Annotated in this window: 11 protein-coding genes and 4 pseudogenes; 12 read left to right on the top strand and 3 right to left on the bottom strand. The window is 50.6% G+C overall.

The window, feature by feature from the left end:
- Positions 1-129: 129 nt before the first annotated feature.
- Together nhaA and nhaR are read left to right on the top strand one after the other, a co-directional pair.
- Complete coding sequence (gene nhaA, locus KQP84_RS18760) at positions 130-1302, top strand: Na+/H+ antiporter NhaA (RefSeq protein ID WP_215847671.1); 1173 nt, start codon at positions 130-132, stop codon at positions 1300-1302.
- A gap of 18 nt (positions 1303-1320) precedes the next feature.
- Positions 1321-2304, top strand: coding sequence for a transcriptional activator NhaR (gene nhaR, locus KQP84_RS18755; protein ID WP_215847670.1), 984 nt, complete (start codon positions 1321-1323; stop codon positions 2302-2304).
- Here nhaR and rpsT read toward each other — a convergent pair.
- On the bottom strand, positions 2275-2538 hold the full coding sequence (gene rpsT / locus KQP84_RS18750; protein ID WP_006117633.1) for a 30S ribosomal protein S20: 264 nt from the start codon (positions 2536-2538) through the stop codon (positions 2275-2277). The two genes, nhaR and rpsT, sit on opposite strands and share 30 nt — an antisense overlap.
- Before the next feature lie 317 nt (positions 2539-2855).
- On the opposite strand from rpsT, the gene ribF reads away from it, so the two are divergent.
- The 9 genes and pseudogenes from ribF to KQP84_RS18705 all read left to right on the top strand — a co-directional run bounded on the left by ribF (position 2856) and on the right by KQP84_RS18705 (position 15865).
- Positions 2856-3782, top strand: a complete 927-nt coding sequence (gene ribF / locus KQP84_RS18745; RefSeq protein WP_215847669.1) for a bifunctional riboflavin kinase/FAD synthetase — start codon at positions 2856-2858, stop codon at positions 3780-3782.
- 29 nt (positions 3783-3811) lie between these two features.
- Positions 3812-6626 (top strand): annotated as a pseudogene (gene ileS, locus KQP84_RS18740) (isoleucine--tRNA ligase).
- Positions 6626-7131: pseudogene (gene lspA, locus KQP84_RS18735) on the top strand (signal peptidase II). Before ileS ends, lspA begins: the two co-directional pseudogenes overlap by 1 nt.
- A gap of 3 nt (positions 7132-7134) precedes the next feature.
- Complete coding sequence (gene fkpB, locus KQP84_RS18730; protein WP_215847668.1) at positions 7135-7605, top strand: FKBP-type peptidyl-prolyl cis-trans isomerase; 471 nt, start codon at positions 7135-7137, stop codon at positions 7603-7605.
- On the top strand, positions 7586-8539 hold the full coding sequence (gene ispH, locus KQP84_RS18725; protein WP_215847667.1) for a 4-hydroxy-3-methylbut-2-enyl diphosphate reductase: 954 nt from the start codon (positions 7586-7588) through the stop codon (positions 8537-8539). Before fkpB ends, ispH begins: the two co-directional genes overlap by 20 nt.
- A gap of 225 nt (positions 8540-8764) precedes the next feature.
- Positions 8765-9580 (top strand): 4-hydroxy-tetrahydrodipicolinate reductase, encoded by an 816-nt coding sequence (dapB, locus tag KQP84_RS18720; RefSeq protein ID WP_215847666.1) that lies wholly within the window; start codon positions 8765-8767, stop codon positions 9578-9580.
- A 467-nt stretch (positions 9581-10047) separates the two neighbouring features.
- Positions 10048-11195, top strand: a pseudogene (gene carA / locus KQP84_RS18715) (glutamine-hydrolyzing carbamoyl-phosphate synthase small subunit).
- 13 nt (positions 11196-11208) lie between these two features.
- Complete coding sequence (gene carB / locus KQP84_RS18710) at positions 11209-14430, top strand: carbamoyl-phosphate synthase large subunit (protein WP_215847664.1); 3222 nt, start codon at positions 11209-11211, stop codon at positions 14428-14430.
- A 295-nt stretch (positions 14431-14725) separates the two neighbouring features.
- Positions 14726-15865: a porin gene (locus KQP84_RS18705; RefSeq protein WP_215847663.1), complete on the top strand. Its 1140-nt coding sequence runs from the start codon at positions 14726-14728 to the stop codon at positions 15863-15865.
- A gap of 43 nt (positions 15866-15908) precedes the next feature.
- Here the strand turns inward: KQP84_RS18705 and KQP84_RS18700 are convergent, their stop codons facing one another.
- Positions 15909-16283, bottom strand: a complete 375-nt coding sequence (locus tag KQP84_RS18700) for a DUF805 domain-containing protein (protein ID WP_215847662.1) — start codon at positions 16281-16283, stop codon at positions 15909-15911.
- 299 nt (positions 16284-16582) lie between these two features.
- Between KQP84_RS18700 and folA the strand changes: the two genes are divergently transcribed.
- Positions 16583-17065 (top strand): type 3 dihydrofolate reductase, encoded by a 483-nt coding sequence (gene folA / locus KQP84_RS18695; RefSeq protein ID WP_215847661.1) that lies wholly within the window; start codon positions 16583-16585, stop codon positions 17063-17065.
- Between the two features lie 70 nt (positions 17066-17135).
- On the opposite strand, the pseudogene apaH reads toward folA, so the two are convergent.
- Positions 17136-17992 (bottom strand): annotated as a pseudogene (apaH, locus tag KQP84_RS18690) (bis(5'-nucleosyl)-tetraphosphatase (symmetrical) ApaH).
- Positions 17993-18039: the final 47 nt, after the last annotated feature.

Below are 18039 nucleotides of genomic sequence, written 5' to 3'. Positions count from 1 at the left end.
CTTTTTTATGCTTACCTTCAAAGGTTCGGTATTTCCGAGCCAAGTCTCATGAATAACCTGCTTTTTTCGAGCTATCATAGGCGGTAATCTAACGCCTTTAATTTTCCCTTTGGAAAAGGAAGCTTGTTCATGAACATTCAACTTAAAAAATTTCTCCATAGTGACGCAACGGGTGGCGTCGTACTGATCATCGCTGCGGCGTTGGCGATGGTTTTAGCAAATAACAGCGGTACGCAGCAAAGCTATCTCAACTTCCTCGCTATTCCGGTGGAGTTCCGTTTCGGCGAGCTCGATATCAGCAAAAATTTACTGTTATGGATTAACGATGCGCTGATGGCACTGTTTTTCCTGATGGTTGGACTGGAAGTGAAGCGCGAATTAGTGATGGGCGCGCTAGCTAAACGTGAACAAGCCATTTTTCCGCTGATTGCAGCCCTGGGCGGCATGGTCGCACCAGCAATATTGTTTTTGCTTTTCAATGGCGCAGATCCAGCCACACACAGCGGCTGGGCCATTCCTACCGCAACGGATATCGCTTTTGCTTTGGGTATTTTGGCGTTATTGGGCAGTCGCGTGCCGCCCGCGTTGAAAATATTCCTGATGGCGTTGGCAATCATTGACGATCTCGGCGCGATAGTCATCATTGCTCTGTTTTATACCTCCGATCTTTCCCTGGTATCCTTGAGCGTTGCCGCTGCAGCCATAGTTGTATTGGGGCTGATGAACCTGATGAATGTGCGTAATACCGGCCTCTATTTGATTGTAGGAATCGTGTTATGGACTGCAGTGTTGAAATCAGGGGTACATGCGACGCTGGCGGGTGTTGTGGTCGGCTTCCTGATTCCATTGGCTAAGAAGGATGGGCATTCTCCAGCCATTCATCTTGAGCATGCACTGCATCCTTGGGTGCGTTGGCTGATTTTACCGCTGTTTGCTTTTGCTAATGCCGGGGTCTCGCTAGACGGTGTTTCATTCGGGCACCTGTTTTCACTGTTACCGCTGGGCATCGTGGCGGGATTACTGATCGGTAAGCCTTTGGGGATTACGCTGTTCTGTTGGCTGGCGGTAAAAACCGGCTTGGCCAAACTGCCTGAAAAAACTGATTTGAAAGACATCGCCGCAGTCGGTGTGCTGTGCGGCATCGGTTTTACGATGTCGATCTTTATCGCCTCGCTGGCGTATGGCGACCACAATGCAGAACTTATTACGCTCGCGAAGCTTGGCATCCTGATGGGCTCGATACTCTCTGCTGTCTTGGGTTATCTGATTCTGTGGCGTCGTCTGGCAAACCGTGCAGCGTAAAAGGTTGAGAAAGTAGGTATGCCGCACCTCAATTACAACCACCTTTATTATTTCTGGCATGTGTGCCGCGAAGGTTCAATCGTTGGTGCGTCAGAAGCACTCTTTCTGACACCGCAAACCATAACTGGTCAAATCAAGGCGCTCGAAGAGCGCCTGCAAGGCAAACTGTTCCGGCGGCAGGGAAGGGGATTAGTGCCGACTGAACTGGGGCAACTGGTTTTCCGCTATGCCGATCGCATGTTTATGCTGAGTCATGAAATGCTGGATATTGTTAATTACCGCAAAGAATCGCATCTGTTGTTTGATGTCGGGGTTGCGGATGCGTTGTCTAAACAGCTCGTCAGTAAAATATTAGAAGCGGCGGTGGTATCGGGTGAAAAGATTCATCTGCGCTGTTTTGAATCGACCCATGAAATGCTACTGGAGCAACTCAGCCAGCATAAGTTGGATATGATTGTGTCGGATTGCTCGATTGATTCCACGCAGCAGGAAGGGCTGTTTTCGGTGAAGCTGGGCGAATGTCCGTTGAGCTTTTGGTGTACACAGCCGCTGCCAGAATTACCGTTCCCTGCGTGTCTGGAGACGCGTCAATTACTCATTCCAGGACGACGTTCAATGCCGGGCCGCAAGATTCTTAACTGGATTCATAGTCAGGGATTGCAGGTTGAAATTTTAGGCGAGTTTGATGATGCAGCACTGATGAAATCTTTCGGTACGCAGCAAAATGCCATTTTTGTTGCCCCGAGTCTGTACGGGCAAGATATCTATCAAAGCGATGGAATGTATGAGCTAGGGAGACTGGATTCAGTGATGGAGGAGTATCACGTTATTTTTGCCGAGCGGATGATTCAGCATCCGGCAGTGCAGCGTATCTGCCATCGCGATTTTAGTGAACTGTTTGCGCCACGATCAGCAGACGAAAAAAACCGGCTTAGCGCCGGTTCTTTCAACAAAGCGATTAACAAAAGGCGATTAAGCCAGTTTGTTGATCTGAGCCGTTAAGTTTGCTTTATAACGGGCAGCTTTGTTTTTGTGGATCAGACCTTTAGCAGCCTGACGGTCCACGATTGGTTGCATTTCGTTGAATGCGTTCTGCGCAGCAGCTTTGTCGCCTGAAGCGATCGCCGCGTATACTTTCTTAACGAAGGTACGCATCATAGAGCGGCGGCTAGCGTTATGCTTACGGCGTTTCTCAGATGTTACGGCGCGTTTCTTAGCTGATTTGATATTAGCCAAGGTCCAACTCCCAAATGTGTTCTATATAGACAAATCAAAGGCCGAGGACTATGCCTTTCGAACCTAATTTTGTCAATGGATTTGTGCAAATAAGCGTCGCTTACATTCAACAGCGCGGACGACACTCGGTTACGTATTTGATGGCGCAAGATTCTACCAGCTTCCCCTCGCTGAATACAGTATTTCGCGACAAAATTCTTCTGTATCGCTCTGACAACAGGAAATGACCGCCATAAAGCAGGAAAGGCGTGCTGACGGGTTAACCTTCGCGGCTTTCGAGGGTATAATCCGCCGATTTCCATCGCGTTGAGTCAGCCATGAAGTTTATCCGCGGCATTCATAACATTAAAGAGCAGCATCGCGGCTGCGTTCTGACCATTGGTAATTTTGATGGCGTGCACCGCGGTCATCAGGCGCTGATGTCCCAGCTTCGCGAAGAGGGACGTAAACGTAATCTGCCGGTAATGGTGATGCTGTTTGAGCCACAGCCGCTGGAGCTGTTTGCTGGCGAAAAAGCCCCGGCCCGTTTAACGCGTCTGCGCGAAAAGCTGAAGTATCTGGCTGAAGCCGGTATTGATGAAGTGGTCTGCGTACGTTTTGATCGCCGCTTTGCGGCATTATCAGCCCAGAGTTTTATTGCTGAACTGCTGGTCGAAAAGCTCAATGTGAAGTTTCTCGCGGTCGGCGATGATTTCCGTTTTGGCGCTGGTCGTCTGGGTGATTTCCTGTTATTACAGAAAGCGGGTGCTGAATATGGCTTTGATGTAGTCAGCACGCAGACCTTTTGTGACGGCGGCAAGCGTATTAGCAGCACCGCTGTGCGTCAGGCGCTGGCCGATGATGATTTTGCGCTGGCGCAGTCATTGTTAGGCCATCCTTTCAGTATTTCAGGCCGCGTAGTGCACGGTGATGCACTGGGACGCACCCTTGGTTTTCCCACCGCGAACCTTCCTTTACGCCGCGCTGTCTCGCCGGTGAAAGGCGTTTTTGCGGTTGAGGTGCACGGCTTGACGCCGCAGCCGCTGCCGGGTGTGGCCAATATTGGTACGCGCCCAACGGTAAAAGGTTTGCGCCAGCAGCTTGAAGTTCACCTGCTTGACATCAATATGAATCTATATGGTCAGCACATTGATGTTGTGCTGAAGAAAAAATTACGAAACGAGCAGCGCTTTGCCTCACTGGAGGCGTTGAAAGAACAAATTGCGAAAGATGTGGTAACGGCCCGGCAGTTCTTTGGGCTTTAACCTGAGCGAAAAACGGAATCGAGAATCTGATGAGTGACTATAAATCTACCCTGAATTTGCCGGAAACGGGGTTCCCGATGCGTGGCGATCTGGCCAAGCGCGAACCGGGAATGCTGCAACGTTGGTATGATGACAACCTTTACGGCATCATCCGCGCAGCCAAAAAAGGGAAAAAACCTTTATCCTGCACGATGGCCCTCCTTATGCGAACGGCAGCATTCATATTGGTCACTCAGTTAACAAGATTCTGAAAGACATTATCGTTAAGTCGAAAGGCATGGCGGGCTATGATTCGCCTTACGTTCCAGGCTGGGACTGCCACGGTTTGCCTATCGAGCATAAAGTCGAGCAGATGATTGGTAAGCCGGGTGAGAAAGTCACTGCAGCTGAATTTCGTGAAGCCTGCCGTAAATATGCTGCCGAGCAGGTAGAAGGTCAGAAAGCTGACTTTATCCGCTTAGGCGTATTAGGTGACTGGGATCGTCCTTATCTGACGATGAATTTCCAGACCGAAGCCAATATCATTCGCGCGCTGAGCAAAATTATCGGCAATGGTCACCTGCACAAAGGCGCTAAGCCGGTGCATTGGTGTATGGATTGCCGCTCAGCATTAGCGGAAGCGGAAGTTGAGTATTACGACAAAACCTCGCCATCTATTGATGTGATGTTTAACGCCATCGATACGGATGCGGTGCGCAGTGCTTTCGGCGTATCACAGGTTAACGGCCCCATTTCTTTAGTGATCTGGACGACCACGCCTTGGACCATGCCGGCTAACCGTGCCATCTCATTGCACCCTGAATTCGAATATCAACTGGTACAGATCGAAGGCCGTGCGCTGATCCTTGCCAAAGAGTTGGTCGAAAGCGTGCTCAAGCGTGCAGGTGTCAGCGAGTGGACTGTGCTGGGCGAATGCAAAGGTGCAGCCCTTGAGCTGCAAAAATTCCAGCATCCTTTCCTCGATATCCAATCCTTGGTGGTTTTAGGCGAGCACGTTACGCTCGAAGCAGGTACGGGTGCCGTTCACACTGCGCCAGGCCACGGCCCGGATGACTATGTCATCGGCCAGAAATATGGCATCGAAGTCGCTAACCCGGTTGGGCCAGATGGCGCTTTCCTGCCAGGTACTTATCCAACGCTGGATGGTATCAACGTCTTTAAAGCCAACGATGTGATCGTTGAGCTGCTGAAAGAGAAAGGGCGCTGCTGCACGTTGAAAAACTGCTGCACAGCTATCCGCACTGCTGGCGCCACAAGACGCCGATCATCTTCCGTGCGACGCCGCAGTGGTTTATCAGCATGGATCAAAAAGGCCTGCGTGCGCAGTCGCTGAAAGAGATCAAAGGCGTGCAGTGGATCCCAGACTGGGGCCAGGCACGCATTGAATCAATGGTCGCTAACCGTCCTGACTGGTGTATTTCACGTCAGCGTACGTGGGGCGTGCCGATGGCGCTGTTCGTTCATAATGAATCGGAGCAGTTGCACCCCGATACGCTTGAGCTGATGGAAAAAGTCGCCAAACGCGTTGAGCAAGATGGCATCCAGGCATGGTGGGATCTCGATCCGCGTGAGCTGATGGGCGATGACGCCGATCACTATCGTAAAGTACCAGATACACTTGATGTCTGGTTTGACTCCGGTTCAACCAGCTATTCCGTGGTTGATGCGCGTTCAGAATTTGAGGGACACACGCCGGATCTCTACCTGGAAGGCTCAGACCAGCATCGCGGCTGGTTTATGTCATCCTTGATGATCTCCACGGCAATGAAAGGCAAAGCGCCTTATCGTCAGGTTCTTACCCATGGTTTCACCGTTGACGGCCAAGGCCGCAAAATGTCGAAATCCATCGGTAACACCGTATCGCCGCAAGATGTGATGAACAAACTGGGCGCTGATATCCTGCGTTTATGGGTCGCTTCTACTGACTACTCTGGCGAGATGGCCGTTTCTGACGAAATCCTTAAGCGTTCAGCTGATGCTTACCGTCGTATTCGTAACACCTCGCGTTTCCTGCTGGCGAACCTGAGTGGCTTTAATCCCGCCACCGATTTGGTAAAACCAGAAGATATGGTGGTGGTCGATCGCTGGGCTGTTGGTCGTGCGCAAGCCGCGCAGGCTGATATCGTTGCCTCTTACGAAAATTATGACTTCCATGAAGTGATTCAGCGCCTGATGCAGTTCTGCTCAGTAGAAATGGGTTCCTTCTATCTCGATATCATCAAAGATCGTCAGTATACCGCCAAAGGCGACAGCCTGGCGCGTCGCAGCTGCCAGACCGCGCTGTGGCATATTGTTGAGGCGTTGGTGCGCTGGATGGCACCTATCATGTCCTTCACCGCTGACGAAATTTGGGGTTACCTACCGGGCGATCGTGCGCAGTATGTCTTCACTGAAGAGTGGTATGACGGCCTGTTTGGTCTGGCAGAAAACGAAGCATTGAACGATGCCTACTGGAGTGAGCTGCTGAAAGTGCGCGGCGAAGTCAACAAGGTGATCGAACAGGCGCGTGGCGATAAACGCATCGGCGGCGCGCTGGAAGCCACGGTTACGCTGTATGCGGACCCTGAGCTGGCGGCTAAGCTGCAAGCATTGGGCGACGAATTGCGTTTTGTACTGCTAACGTCTGGGGCGAAGGTTGCAGATTACGCCTTGGCGAGTGACGAAGCGCAGCAAAGTGAGCTGTTGAAAGGTTTGAAAGTGGCACTGCATAAAGCGGAAGGCGAGAAATGCCCACGCTGCTGGCACTACACGACCGACGTTGGTCAAAATCCAGAGCACGCAGAAGTTTGTGGTCGCTGTTTCACCAACGTAGCCGGTAACGGTGAAGAGCGTAAGTTTGCCTGATGAGTAAACCTATTTTCTCTACCGGACTGCGCTGGCTATGGCTGGTGCTGATCGTCATCGTTGTCGACTTTGCCAGTAAGCAATGGGTGATGAACAACATGATGCTGCACGAGACGCAGCCACTGATGCCGTTCTTTAACCTGTTTTACGCCCACAATTACGGTGCGGCGTTTAGCTTTTTAGCCGATAAAGGCGGCTGGCAACGCTGGTTCTTTGCCGGTATTGCGATTGCAATCGTCGTGTCGCTGTTAGTGATGATGTATCGCAATCGCGCCAGCCAAAAATCGCGAACATCGCTTACGCACTGATTGTGGGTGGCGCGGTGGGCAATCTGTTTGATCGTTCGTATCACGGCTTTGTGGTCGATTTTATCGACTTCTACGTCGGCAACTGGCATTTCGCTACGTTTAATATTGCTGATTGCGGCATCTGTATTGGTGCTGCGTTGGTGGTGCTGGAGGGCTTTTTCAGCCCAACCAGCAAACAGGCAAAACAGAAAGGGTAAGTCATGACTGAGTCTGTACAGCGCGAAAGCGCGGTGTTGGTGCATTTTACGCTGAAGCTGGAAGATGGCTCCACGGCGGAATCGACCCGTGCAAACGGCAAACCAGCGCTGTTTCGTCTGGGCGATAGCAGCCTTTCCGCTGCGCTGGAACAGGCGTTGCTGGGATCAAAAGTGGGCGAGAAGCGCAACTTCACGTTGGCGCCTGAAGACGCATTTGGCAGCATCAGTCCCGATCTCATCCAGTATTTCTCGCGTCGCGATTTTATCGACGCAGGTGAACCTGAAGTCGGCGCTATCATGCTGTTTAGCGGCATGGGCGGAAGCGAAATGCCAGGCGTGATACGTGAGGTTTCCGGCGATTCTATCACCGTTGATTTCAACCATCCGCTGGCAGGCCATCGCGTTCAGTTTGATGTAGAAGTGCTGGAGATTGATCCGGTACTGGAGGCGAACGATGCAAATTCTGTTGGCTAATCCGCGCGGCTTCTGCGCTGGGGTTGATCGGGCAATCAGTATTGTTGAGCGTGCATTAGAAATGTACGGGGCGCCAATCTATGTACGCCACGAAGTGGTACATAACCGCTACGTGGTTAATAGCTTGCGCGAGCGCGGCGCGATCTTCATTGAAGAAATCAGCGAAGTGCCTGATAACGCTATTCTGATTTTTTCAGCGCACGGCGTTTCACAAGCTGTTCGCGCTGAAGCGAAAGCACGTAACCTGACCATGCTGTTTGACGCGACCTGCCCATTGGTCACCAAAGTGCATATGGAAGTGGCACGTGCCAGCCGTAAAGGCGTAGAAGCGATTCTGATTGGACATGCAGGCCATCCTGAAGTTGAAGGCACCATGGGCCAATACAGTAATCCCAATGGCGGCATGTATCTGGTCGAGTCGCCAGAAGACGTGTTCAAATTGTCAGTCAAAGATGAAAGCAATTTGAGCTTTATGACGCAAACCACGCTGTCAGTGGATGATACGTCTGACATCATTGATGCGCTGCGCCAACGCTTCCCCGCGATCATCGGCCCACGTAAAGATGATATCTGCTACGCCACTACTAATCGTCAGGAAGCGGTGCGCACGTTGGCTCGCGATGCTGCTGTGGTGTTAGTGGTGGGATCGAAAAACTCCTCTAACTCGAATCGTCTCGCAGAACTGGCGCAACGCGCAGGAAAGTTAGCGAAACTGATCGACTCCGCTGATGATATTCAGGAAGAGTGGGTTAAAGGCGTTGACTGCATTGGCGTGACGGCGGGTGCATCGGCACCCGATATTCTGGTACAGCAAGTTATTCAGCGCCTGCGTGAGCTGGGCGGGGAAGCGGCGATCGAGTTGATTGGCCGTGAAGAGAATATCGTGTTTGAAGTGCCAAAAGAGCTGCGTGTTGATGTAAGAAACGTTCAGTAAAGCGATAATGCTGAAAAAGATAAAAAGGCCGACTGAGTTCGGCCTTTTTTGTTTTTATCCGATTGAAAAAACCGCGGTTCCACTCAATGAGATTGCTTTTACTGATAATCGATCACGGCTGGCATAAAATTCTTATTATCCTGGATTAATAGTGGCGTGGTTGTTAACTCATCGTTAACCTGATTACGCTTTGCATGCATAGTTTTGTCTTAGGAATGAATAAATATGAAAAATATCCGCATTGCCATCGTCGGCGCGCCGGGTCGTATGGGGCGTAACCTGATTCAGGCAACTCAGCAGGCGGAAGACGTTGAACTGGGTGCTGCACTGGCCCGCTCGGGGTCATCTTTGATTGGCAGCGACGCTGGAGAATTAGCTGGCGTAGGTAAAACAGGGGTGCTTATCACCGACGATCTTCTTAGTGTCATCGATGATTTTGACGTACTGATCGACTTTACCCGCCCAGAAGCAACGCTGGCTTATATGGCAATTTGTCGTGAGCATAAAAAGGCGATGGTGATTGGTACTACCGGTTTCGACGAAGCGGGCAAAGCGGCAATCCGCACTGCCGCAGAAGAGATTGGGATCGTGTTCGCAGCCAATTTCAGCGTTGGCGTCAACCTGGTGTTAAAGCTGCTTGAAAAAGCAGCGAAGGTCATGGGCGATTATGCGGATATCGAAATTGTGGAAGCGCACCATCGTCACAAAGTTGATGCGCCTTCTGGAACAGCGTTAGCGATGGGCGAAGCCATTGCTGATGCGATGAGCTGGAATCTGGATGAACATGCCGTGTATGCGCGTGAAGGCCATACCGGCGAACGCAAACCGCAAACCATTGGTTTCGCCACGGTGCGGGCAGGCGATATTGTCGGTGAGCATACGGCAATGTTTGCGGATATTGGCGAGCGTGTAGAGATAACGCACAAGGCTTCAAGCCGTATGACCTTTGCAAATGGCGCTGTTAAAGCGGCATTTTGGTTGAAGGGCAATAAATGTGGCCTTTATGACATGCGTGATGTGCTGGATTTGTCGATGTTGTGAGTGTTGTGAACCATCGTGATGTGGTTGTTTCAATCGGTAACTTATTGATTGAGCTAGGGCAGCTTTTTTGCTGCCCTTAATTTTATAAAAAATAAGAGCTTGGTTTAATAATTACTTCGAAATGCTTTTTTCTGCATTTTAACTTAGGAAGAAACCGCTAAAAATGCCAATTTTGACCAAATGGTCAAAAATAATAGTGTAGCGGCTCCGTTTTGTAATTTTCATGCCCTGGCAATCGTTTAATTATCCGAGTTTTCCCCTCTTTTTACTGCTTATCCCCGTTTTAACATCCAGAAGCCTGAAAAGGGCAAAAAAATACGTTCATAGGGTAGACAAGCTTCAGGGCGATCATTAGAATGCGCGCAATTTGCCAAAAATCGATAATTCAGGCGGTTTTTGCATTGATTCAGGTAGCTATTATGAATTAATATGCAGATATTGTGACTGTTTATTCCCTGGAGGATGTTTTGATTAAGTCAGCGCTCTTGGTTCTGGAAGACGGAACCCAATTCCACGGTCGGGCCATCGGGGCAACGGGGTCGGCAGTGGGGAAGTCGTTTTCAACACGTCAATGACTGGTTATCAAGAAATCCTCACTGATCCTTCCTATTCCCGCCAAATCGTTACCCTCACTTATCCCCATATCGGCAATGTTGGTGTTAATGCCGCCGATGAAGAATCCAGTCAAATCCACGCTCAAGGCCTTGTTATTCGCGATCTGCCGCTGATTACCAGCAACTTCCGTAGCGAAGAAAGCCTATCCGCTTATCTGCAGCGCAATAACATTGTTGGAATTGCCGATATCGATACCCGCAAACTGACTCGTTTGCTGCGTGAAAAAGGTGCGCAGAACGGGTGTATCATCGCGGGCGATAACCCGGATGCAGCACTCGCATTGCAAAAGGCGCAGGCGTTCCCGGGTTTGAAAGGCATGGATTTGGCGAAAGAAGTCTCGACCACCGAAAGCTACGCCTGGCAACAGGGAAGCTGGGCGTTAGAAGGCGGCCTGCCAGAACAAACAAAAGCAGAAGAGCTGCCTTATCACGTTGTTGCCTACGATTACGGTGTAAAGCGCAACATTTTGCGCATGCTCGTAGATCGCGGCTGCCGTCTGACAGTGGTGCCTGCGCAGACTTCAGCAGAAGACGTATTGAAACTGAATCCAGATGGCGTCTTCCTCTCGAACGGTCCTGGCGATCCAGAACCTTGTGACTATGCCATCAAGGCGATTCAGTCCTTCCTGCAAACGGAAATTCCGGTTTTCGGTATCTGTCTTGGCCATCAACTGTTGGCGCTGGCGAGCGGTGCTAAAACGGTGAAGATGAAACTTGGTCACCATGGCGGCAACCATCCTGTTAAAGATTTCGATAATAATACCGTGATGATCACTGCGCAGAACCACGGTTTTGCTGTTGATGAAGCTGACCTGCCTGCCAACTTACGAGTTACGCACATCTCGCTGTTTGATAAAACCGTGCAGGGCATCCATCGCACCGACAAGCCTGCGTTCAGCTTCCAGGGACACCCTGAAGCCAGCCCGGGTCCGGGTGATGCAGCACCACTGTTTGACCACTTTATTGAATTGATTGACGCATTCCGTTCTAAAGCGAAGTAATCAGGAGCTAATCATGCCAAAACGTACAGACATAAAATCCATCCTGATTCTTGGCGCCGGTCCTATTGTGATTGGCCAGGCCTGCGAATTTGACTATTCCGGTGCGCAGGCGTGTAAAGCGCTGCGCGAAGAGGGTTACCGCGTCATTCTGGTGAACTCCAACCCGGCCACCATCATGACTGACCCGGAAATGGCTGATGCGACTTACATTGAGCCGATTCATTGGGAAGTGGTGCGCAAAATCATTGAAAAAGAGCGCCCGGATGCCGTGCTGCCCACCATGGGTGGTCAGACAGCGCTGAATTGCGCGCTTGAACTGGAGCGTCATGGCGTGCTGGAAGAGTTCGGTGTCACCATGATTGGTGCGACCGCCGACGCCATCGATAAAGCTGAAGACCGTCGTCGTTTTGACGTGGCGATGAAGAGTATTGGACTGGAAACCGCGCGTTCCGGCATCGCTCACAATATGGAAGAAGCGTTGGCAGTGGCTGCCGATGTCGGCTTCCCTTGCATTATTCGTCCTTCCTTTACCATGGGCGGCACCGGTGGCGGTATCGCTTACAATCGTGAAGAGTTCGAAGAAATTTGCGAACGCGGTCTCGATCTTTCACCCACCAATGAGCTGTTGATTGATGAATCGCTGATTGGTTGGAAAGAGTACGAGATGGAAGTGGTGCGTGATAAAAACGACAACTGCATCATCGTCTGCTCCATCGAAAACTTCGATGCAATGGGCATTCACACCGGTGATTCCATCACCGTCGCACCTGCCCAGACGCTGACCGATAAAGAATATCAAATCATGCGTAACGCCTCGATGGCGGTACTGCGTGAGATTGGCGTAGAAACCGGTGGCTCGAATGTACAGTTCTCGGTAAACCCGAAGAATGGCCGTTTAATCATCATCGAAATGAACCCGCGCGTGTCACGTTCATCGGCGCTGGCGTCGAAAGCTACCGGCTTCCCGATTGCGAAAGTTGCCGCCAAACTGGCTGTGGGTTACACCCTTGATGAACTGATGAATGACATCACCGGTGGCTTAACACCTGCGTCATTCGAACCTTCTATCGACTACGTTGTGACCAAAATTCCTCGCTTCAATTTCGAGAAATTTGCCGGGGCTAACGATCGCCTGACCACGCAGATGAAATCGGTCGGTGAAGTGATGGCAATTGGCCGTACTTTCCAGGAATCAATGCAGAAAGCGCTGCGTGGTTTGGAAGTCGGTGTTAACGGTTTCGACCCAAAAGTCAGCCTTGATGATACAGAAGCGTTAACCCGCATCCGTCGTGAATTAAAAGACGCCGGTTCAGATCGTATCTGGTACATCGCTGATGCATTCCGTGCAGGTATGTCAGTGGATGGCGTTTTCAACCTGACCAATGTTGACCGCTGGTTCCTGGTGCAGATTGAAGAGTTAGTCCGTCTGGAAGAGCAGGTTGCACGCGAAGGGGTAAACAGTCTTGATGAAACGTTCCTGCGTGCTCTGAAGCGTAAAGGCTTTGCCGATGCACGTCTGGCGACGTTAGCGGGCGTGGCAGAAAGCGAAATCCGTAAACTGCGTGAGCAGTTCAACTTACATCCGGTTTACAAGCGCGTTGATACCTGCGCCGCAGAATTCTCAACTGATACCGCTTATATGTACTCAACTTACGAGGAAGAGTGCGAAGCCAATCCAAACCAGGATCGTGAGAAAATCATGGTGCTGGGCGGTGGTCCAAACCGTATCGGTCAAGGTATTGAGTTCGACTACTGCTGCGTCCACGCCTCTTTAGCGCTGCGTGAAGATGGTTACGAAACCATCATGGTGAACTGTAACCCTGAAACCGTATCAACGGATTATGACACCTCAGACCGCTTGTACTTCGAGCCGGTCACGCTGGAAGACGTACTGGAAATTGTTCGCATTGAGAAGCCAAAAGGCGTAATCGTGCAATATGGTGGTCAAACTCCACTGAAACTGGCGCGTGCGCTGGAAGCGGCTGGCGTACCGGTAATTGGTACCAGTCCAGACGCCATTGACCGCGCAGAAGACCGCGAACGTTTCCAGCAAGCAGTAGAACGTTTGAACCTGAAGCAACCGGCTAACGCCACCGTGGCAACGCTGGAGCAGGCTGTCGAGAAAGCAGCTGGCATCGGTTATCCGCTGGTCGTCCGTCCATCCTATGTTTTGGGTGGTCGCGCAATGGAAATCGTCTATGACGAAGCTGACCTGAAGCGTTATTTCCAGACGGCGGTATCGGTCTCTAACGACGCGCCTGTGTTGCTGGATCGCTTCCTTGATGATGCGGTAGAAGTTGACGTTGATGCGATTTGCGACGGCGAACGCGTGTTCATTGGCGGCATCATGGAGCACATCGAGCAGGCGGGCGTTCACTCTGGAGACTCCGCGTGCTCACTGCCAGCCTATACGCTGAATCAAGAGATTCAAAACGTGATGCGTCAGCAGGTCGAAAAGCTGGCCTTTGAACTGAAAGTACGTGGTTTGATGAACGTCCAGTTTGCCGTGAAAGACAACGAAGTCTATCTGATTGAAGTGAACCCACGTGCCGCACGTACTGTACCGTTCGTGTCAAAAGCGACTGGCGTACCGCTGGCGAAAGTGGCTGCTCGCGTGATGGCAGGCAAAACGCTGGCTGAGCAGGGCGTCACCAAAGAAGTGATTCCACCGTACTATTCGGTGAAAGAAGTGGTGTTGCCGTTCAACAAGTTCCAGGGCGTTGACCCGATTCTCGGTCCAGAAATGCGCTCAACCGGTGAAGTCATGGGTGTGGGCCGTACTTTTGCTGAAGCTTTCTCTAAAGCGATGCTGGGTGCGCAGAGCAACATGAAGAAAACCGGTCGTGCACTACTGTCGGTGCGTGAAGGCGATAAAAAACGTATCGTCGACCTGGCCGCGAAGCTGCAGAAGTTTGGTTTTGAATTGGATGCAACTCACGGCACTGCCGTGGTGTTGGGTGAAGCGGGTATCAATCCACGTCTGGTAAACAAGGTGCATGAAGGTCGTCCGCACATTCAGGATCGTTTAAAGAATGGCGAATACACCTACATCGTGAATACCACGGAAGGTCGTCAGGCGATTGAAGATTCCAAGTTAATCCGCCGCAGTGCACTGCAGTACAAAGTGCATTACGACACTACGCTGAACGGTGGTTTTGCTACCGCAATGTCGTTGAATGCCGATCCGACTGAGCAAGTGATTTCCGTGCAGGAAATGCACGCGCAAATTAAATAAGCATCACGTGTAAAAAACGGCTCCTTCGGGGGCCGTTTTTTTACGTAAATATTGCAATTTATTTTAAATTATTCGAATGCAGACAACGCCTTTGTTGTTTGAAATATAGCAGTAAAGAAAAATATGTTCTAAGCTTTGATTACAAAAGTATCTGATTTGACTTAATTTTTAGCGAATAATGCGAATTATCCTACTCCGCACAAATCTATAAAGCAAAAGCTAGCTGTCTAAATAATTCACAATGTAATATTTCGTTCGCTCATTATTGGAGCGTTAACAGAGATATTAATAAAAAATGAAAATGCATAAATTTTCACTGAGTGCAGTGGCTGCACTGATGACCTTTTTACCGTTTGCCAGCCAGGCAGAAATCACGATTCTGAAACAAGATGTACAGGCAGGCGATCCGCTGAGCCGCCTGAATTTTGCCGTGGGCGGCAGCATCCGTGCTCAGGTCAATCACCAGACTGGCGTTAACGACTCATCTTACAAACGCGACGGCTTCGATGGCGGTACGCGCTTCCGTTTTGGTGCAGATTATTACCTGTTCGATGATGTGAGCTGGGTCAGTTATTACGAGCTGGGTGTGAACATTCCTAAGCTGTTTGACTGGGACGATCACTACGCTGACGGTGCAAACAACACCACTCGCCGCCAGCTCTATACCGGCCTGAAAAGCAAAACGTGGGGCCAGTTGACCTTTGGTCAGCAAAACAGCGTTTATTACGATGTGGTTGGCGCTAAAACTGACATCTGGGATTACGATATGCTCGCTCAGGCGCCAGGCAACGGCATTAGCGGCGACTATGACGGCTCTTACCGTTCCCGCAAGCAGTTGAAGTATAAAAACACCTTCGGCGCGCTCGATGTTTATGCTTCTTATCTGTTTAATGATAACGAGTATTTACCGGGCAACAGCCTGCGCTACAAGCGTAAAGGCGGCGGTTCGTTGGGTGTTGATTACCACATCACTGACGATCTGACTTGGGGCACCGCGTGGAACTACACGCATGCAACGATGCGTAACGCAGAGACGGGCGACAGCAAAGATTACGACCAGAATATCTTCGGTACCGCGTTGAGCTGGACGCCAGGTAACTGGACATTCTCTGCCGGCGGCGGCTGGTACGAAAACTTCATCCCGACCAAGCAAAGTAATGTGAACAACTATTTTGCTGATGATGCGTGGGGCATCGAATACTTTGCCGGTTACAAGATCCCGGTTAAGCAATATGGCTTAAAAGCTGTGCAGCCGTACGTGATGGGCGATCGTCTCGAGTACGTGAATGGTCGTGACTATCAGCGTATCGATAATGGCCTGGGCGTAACGCTGTTCCTCGACTACGGCTTCCGTGTTGACTACGAACACGTATTTACCTCAAGCACGGACAATCTGGGTGATATGAACCTGGTGCGTTTACGCTACGATTTCTAAGCGAAAAAATCAAAACGTAACGGCTCCTTTGGGAGCCGTTTTTTTAAGAATGAGCTGGGGCGCGCAACGGATCGTCGCCAAAGCGATTTGGCCCTTCGCTGCCTTTGAAGCAGAAGTAAATCAGCAGTAACAGCGTACCGATGAAAGGTAAAAGTATCAGCAGCAACCACCAGCCGGATCGGTCAAGATCGTGAAGGCGGCGAACTGAAACCGTGATGGAAGGAATCAATATTGCCAAAGAGTAAAGCGTTGAGAGTAATCCTTCATCGTGCCAAATATTGAAGCCTAAAACTGTATCAAGCACGGTTAAAACCACTGAAACGAGAATGTTCACTAACACAAACAGCCAGTAAGTTTTACGGCGGCAGCGACTCTGTATTACGCCATACTGCTTTAACGCAGAGAGATATTCATTCACAGCATATTTCCTTATTTTGCGTGATCAGTAGGTGCGACCTGGTAGGGTAAACCCAAGTGTATTCTATGCAGCTAACTCTCCGACGTCACGGCCAGAAGCTGCAACCTTCTCCTTGTACTCGCTAACGGATCTTAACTGGCGGCTTGATTCAAAAGAACGCAAAAACACGGTTTAAAATTCTGTCCAGTAACAAAAATGCGGCGGCAAAAAAGCTTTACGCAAATAGACCCTTATCGCTATCGACGAAAGTTTCGCCTTTACGTATGATGGCGCCAATTTTTTCCAGTGAGTCTTTTAACATGATTAGTCTTATCGCGGCATTAGCAGCTGATCGCATTATCGGTATGGAAAACGCCATGCCGTGGGACCTGCCTGCGGATTTGGCTTGGTTTAAGCGTAATACCTTGAAAAAGCCGGTTATTATGGGTCGCCTGACGTTTGAGTCTATTGGCCGACCGTTACCGGGACGTTTGAATATCGTTGTGAGCAGCAAGCCGGGTGACGCAGAAGGCGTGACGTGGGTAACATCTCTGGAGGAAGCGGTTCAGGCTGCCGGTGATGCAGAAGAGATCATGGTGATTGGTGGCGGTCGTGTATACGAGCAGATGCTGAACCGTGCCGATCGTCTTTACCTGACCCATATCGACGCTGAAGTTGAAGGTGACACGCAGTTCCCGGATTACGAGCCGGACGAATGGCAATCTACGTTCAGCGAATTCCATGATGCTGACGAGCAGAACTCACACAGCTACTGCTTTGAGATTCTTGACCGTCGTCGTTAATTTCTCTTGAAAAAAACGCCTTGGCGGTGAAGACAAGGCGTTTTTTTATGCCCGTTTTAACGGCAGAAAGTTAGCTTGCTGACTGTTGTGAAGAAGCCGTTTCAGGTAGCGCATCCTTTCGATTCGAGGCTTGAACGTAATAACGCTGTTCTTCCCAGTGCAGCAGAGTGAGATTGCCACCCCAGCAGCAGCCTGTATCTAATCCAATAACCCCTTCGGGTGTGCCTTTACCTTCCAGCGATGCCCAATGGCCGAACACAATGGTGTAATCACGGGCAACCGGGCCTTGAATGTTAAACCACGGCTTCAGCGGCGGTAGGGCAGATTCTGGCGAATCTTTGCAGATCATATCCAGCTGACCATTCGGAAAACAGTAGCGCATACGGGTTAGTGCATTGGTGCTAAAACGTAGTCTCGCCAGTCCAGTAAGCTCTTCGCTCCAGTTGTTAGGCATGTCGCCATACATCGCGTCCAGAAACAGCGGATAACTGTCGCTGGCGAGCACCGCTTCCACTTCACGCGCGCATTTCTTTGCGGTTTCGATGTCCCATTGCGGCGTGATGCCTGCATGACCCATGACCAACTTTTTTCTTCATCAACTTGCAGCATTGGCTGGCGGCGCAACCAGTTGATCAAGGTATCAGCGTCGTCAGCTTCAAGCAGGGGAGTGAGGCGATCTTTAGGCTTATTGCGGCTGATTCCCGCATAGACCGCCAACAGATGGAGATCGTGATTACCCAACACTAACCGTACGCAATCACCCAGCGACTTGACGTAACGGAGGACATCGAGTGAGCCAGGGCCGCGCGCAACTAAATCACCGGTCAACCACAAGGTATCTTGCTCAGGATTGAAATCGACCTGCTTCAGCAGTGCACGTAACTCGTCGTAACAACCGTGGACGTCGCCAATCAGGTAAGTGCTCATAGAGTTTTATCCGAAATAAAATCATTCGCCCGGCAGAACCGGGCGAA

The sequence above is a fragment of the Candidatus Pantoea bituminis genome (assembly GCF_018842675.1).
GTDB lineage: Bacteria > Pseudomonadota > Gammaproteobacteria > Enterobacterales > Enterobacteriaceae > Pantoea > Pantoea phytostimulans.
Note: the sequence above shows the minus strand (reverse complement) of the source record. Positions and strands in the feature narration are given on the sequence as shown.

What these genes read in the sequence shown, in the direction of transcription:
- nhaA (WP_215847671.1), top strand. Translation starts at nt 130, where the DNA reads ATGAACATTCAACTTAAAAAATTTCTCCATAGTGACGCAACGGGTGGC.
- nhaR (WP_215847670.1), top strand. Translation starts at nt 1,321, where the DNA reads ATGCCGCACCTCAATTACAACCACCTTTATTATTTCTGGCATGTGTGC.
- ribF (WP_215847669.1), top strand. Translation starts at nt 2,856, where the DNA reads ATGAAGTTTATCCGCGGCATTCATAACATTAAAGAGCAGCATCGCGGC.
- fkpB (WP_215847668.1), top strand. Translation starts at nt 7,135, where the DNA reads ATGACTGAGTCTGTACAGCGCGAAAGCGCGGTGTTGGTGCATTTTACG.
- ispH (WP_215847667.1), top strand. Translation starts at nt 7,586, where the DNA reads ATGCAAATTCTGTTGGCTAATCCGCGCGGCTTCTGCGCTGGGGTTGAT.
- dapB (WP_215847666.1), top strand. Translation starts at nt 8,765, where the DNA reads ATGAAAAATATCCGCATTGCCATCGTCGGCGCGCCGGGTCGTATGGGG.
- carB (WP_215847664.1), top strand. Translation starts at nt 11,209, where the DNA reads ATGCCAAAACGTACAGACATAAAATCCATCCTGATTCTTGGCGCCGGT.
- KQP84_RS18705 (WP_215847663.1), top strand. Translation starts at nt 14,726, where the DNA reads ATGAAAATGCATAAATTTTCACTGAGTGCAGTGGCTGCACTGATGACC.
- folA (WP_215847661.1), top strand. Translation starts at nt 16,583, where the DNA reads ATGATTAGTCTTATCGCGGCATTAGCAGCTGATCGCATTATCGGTATG.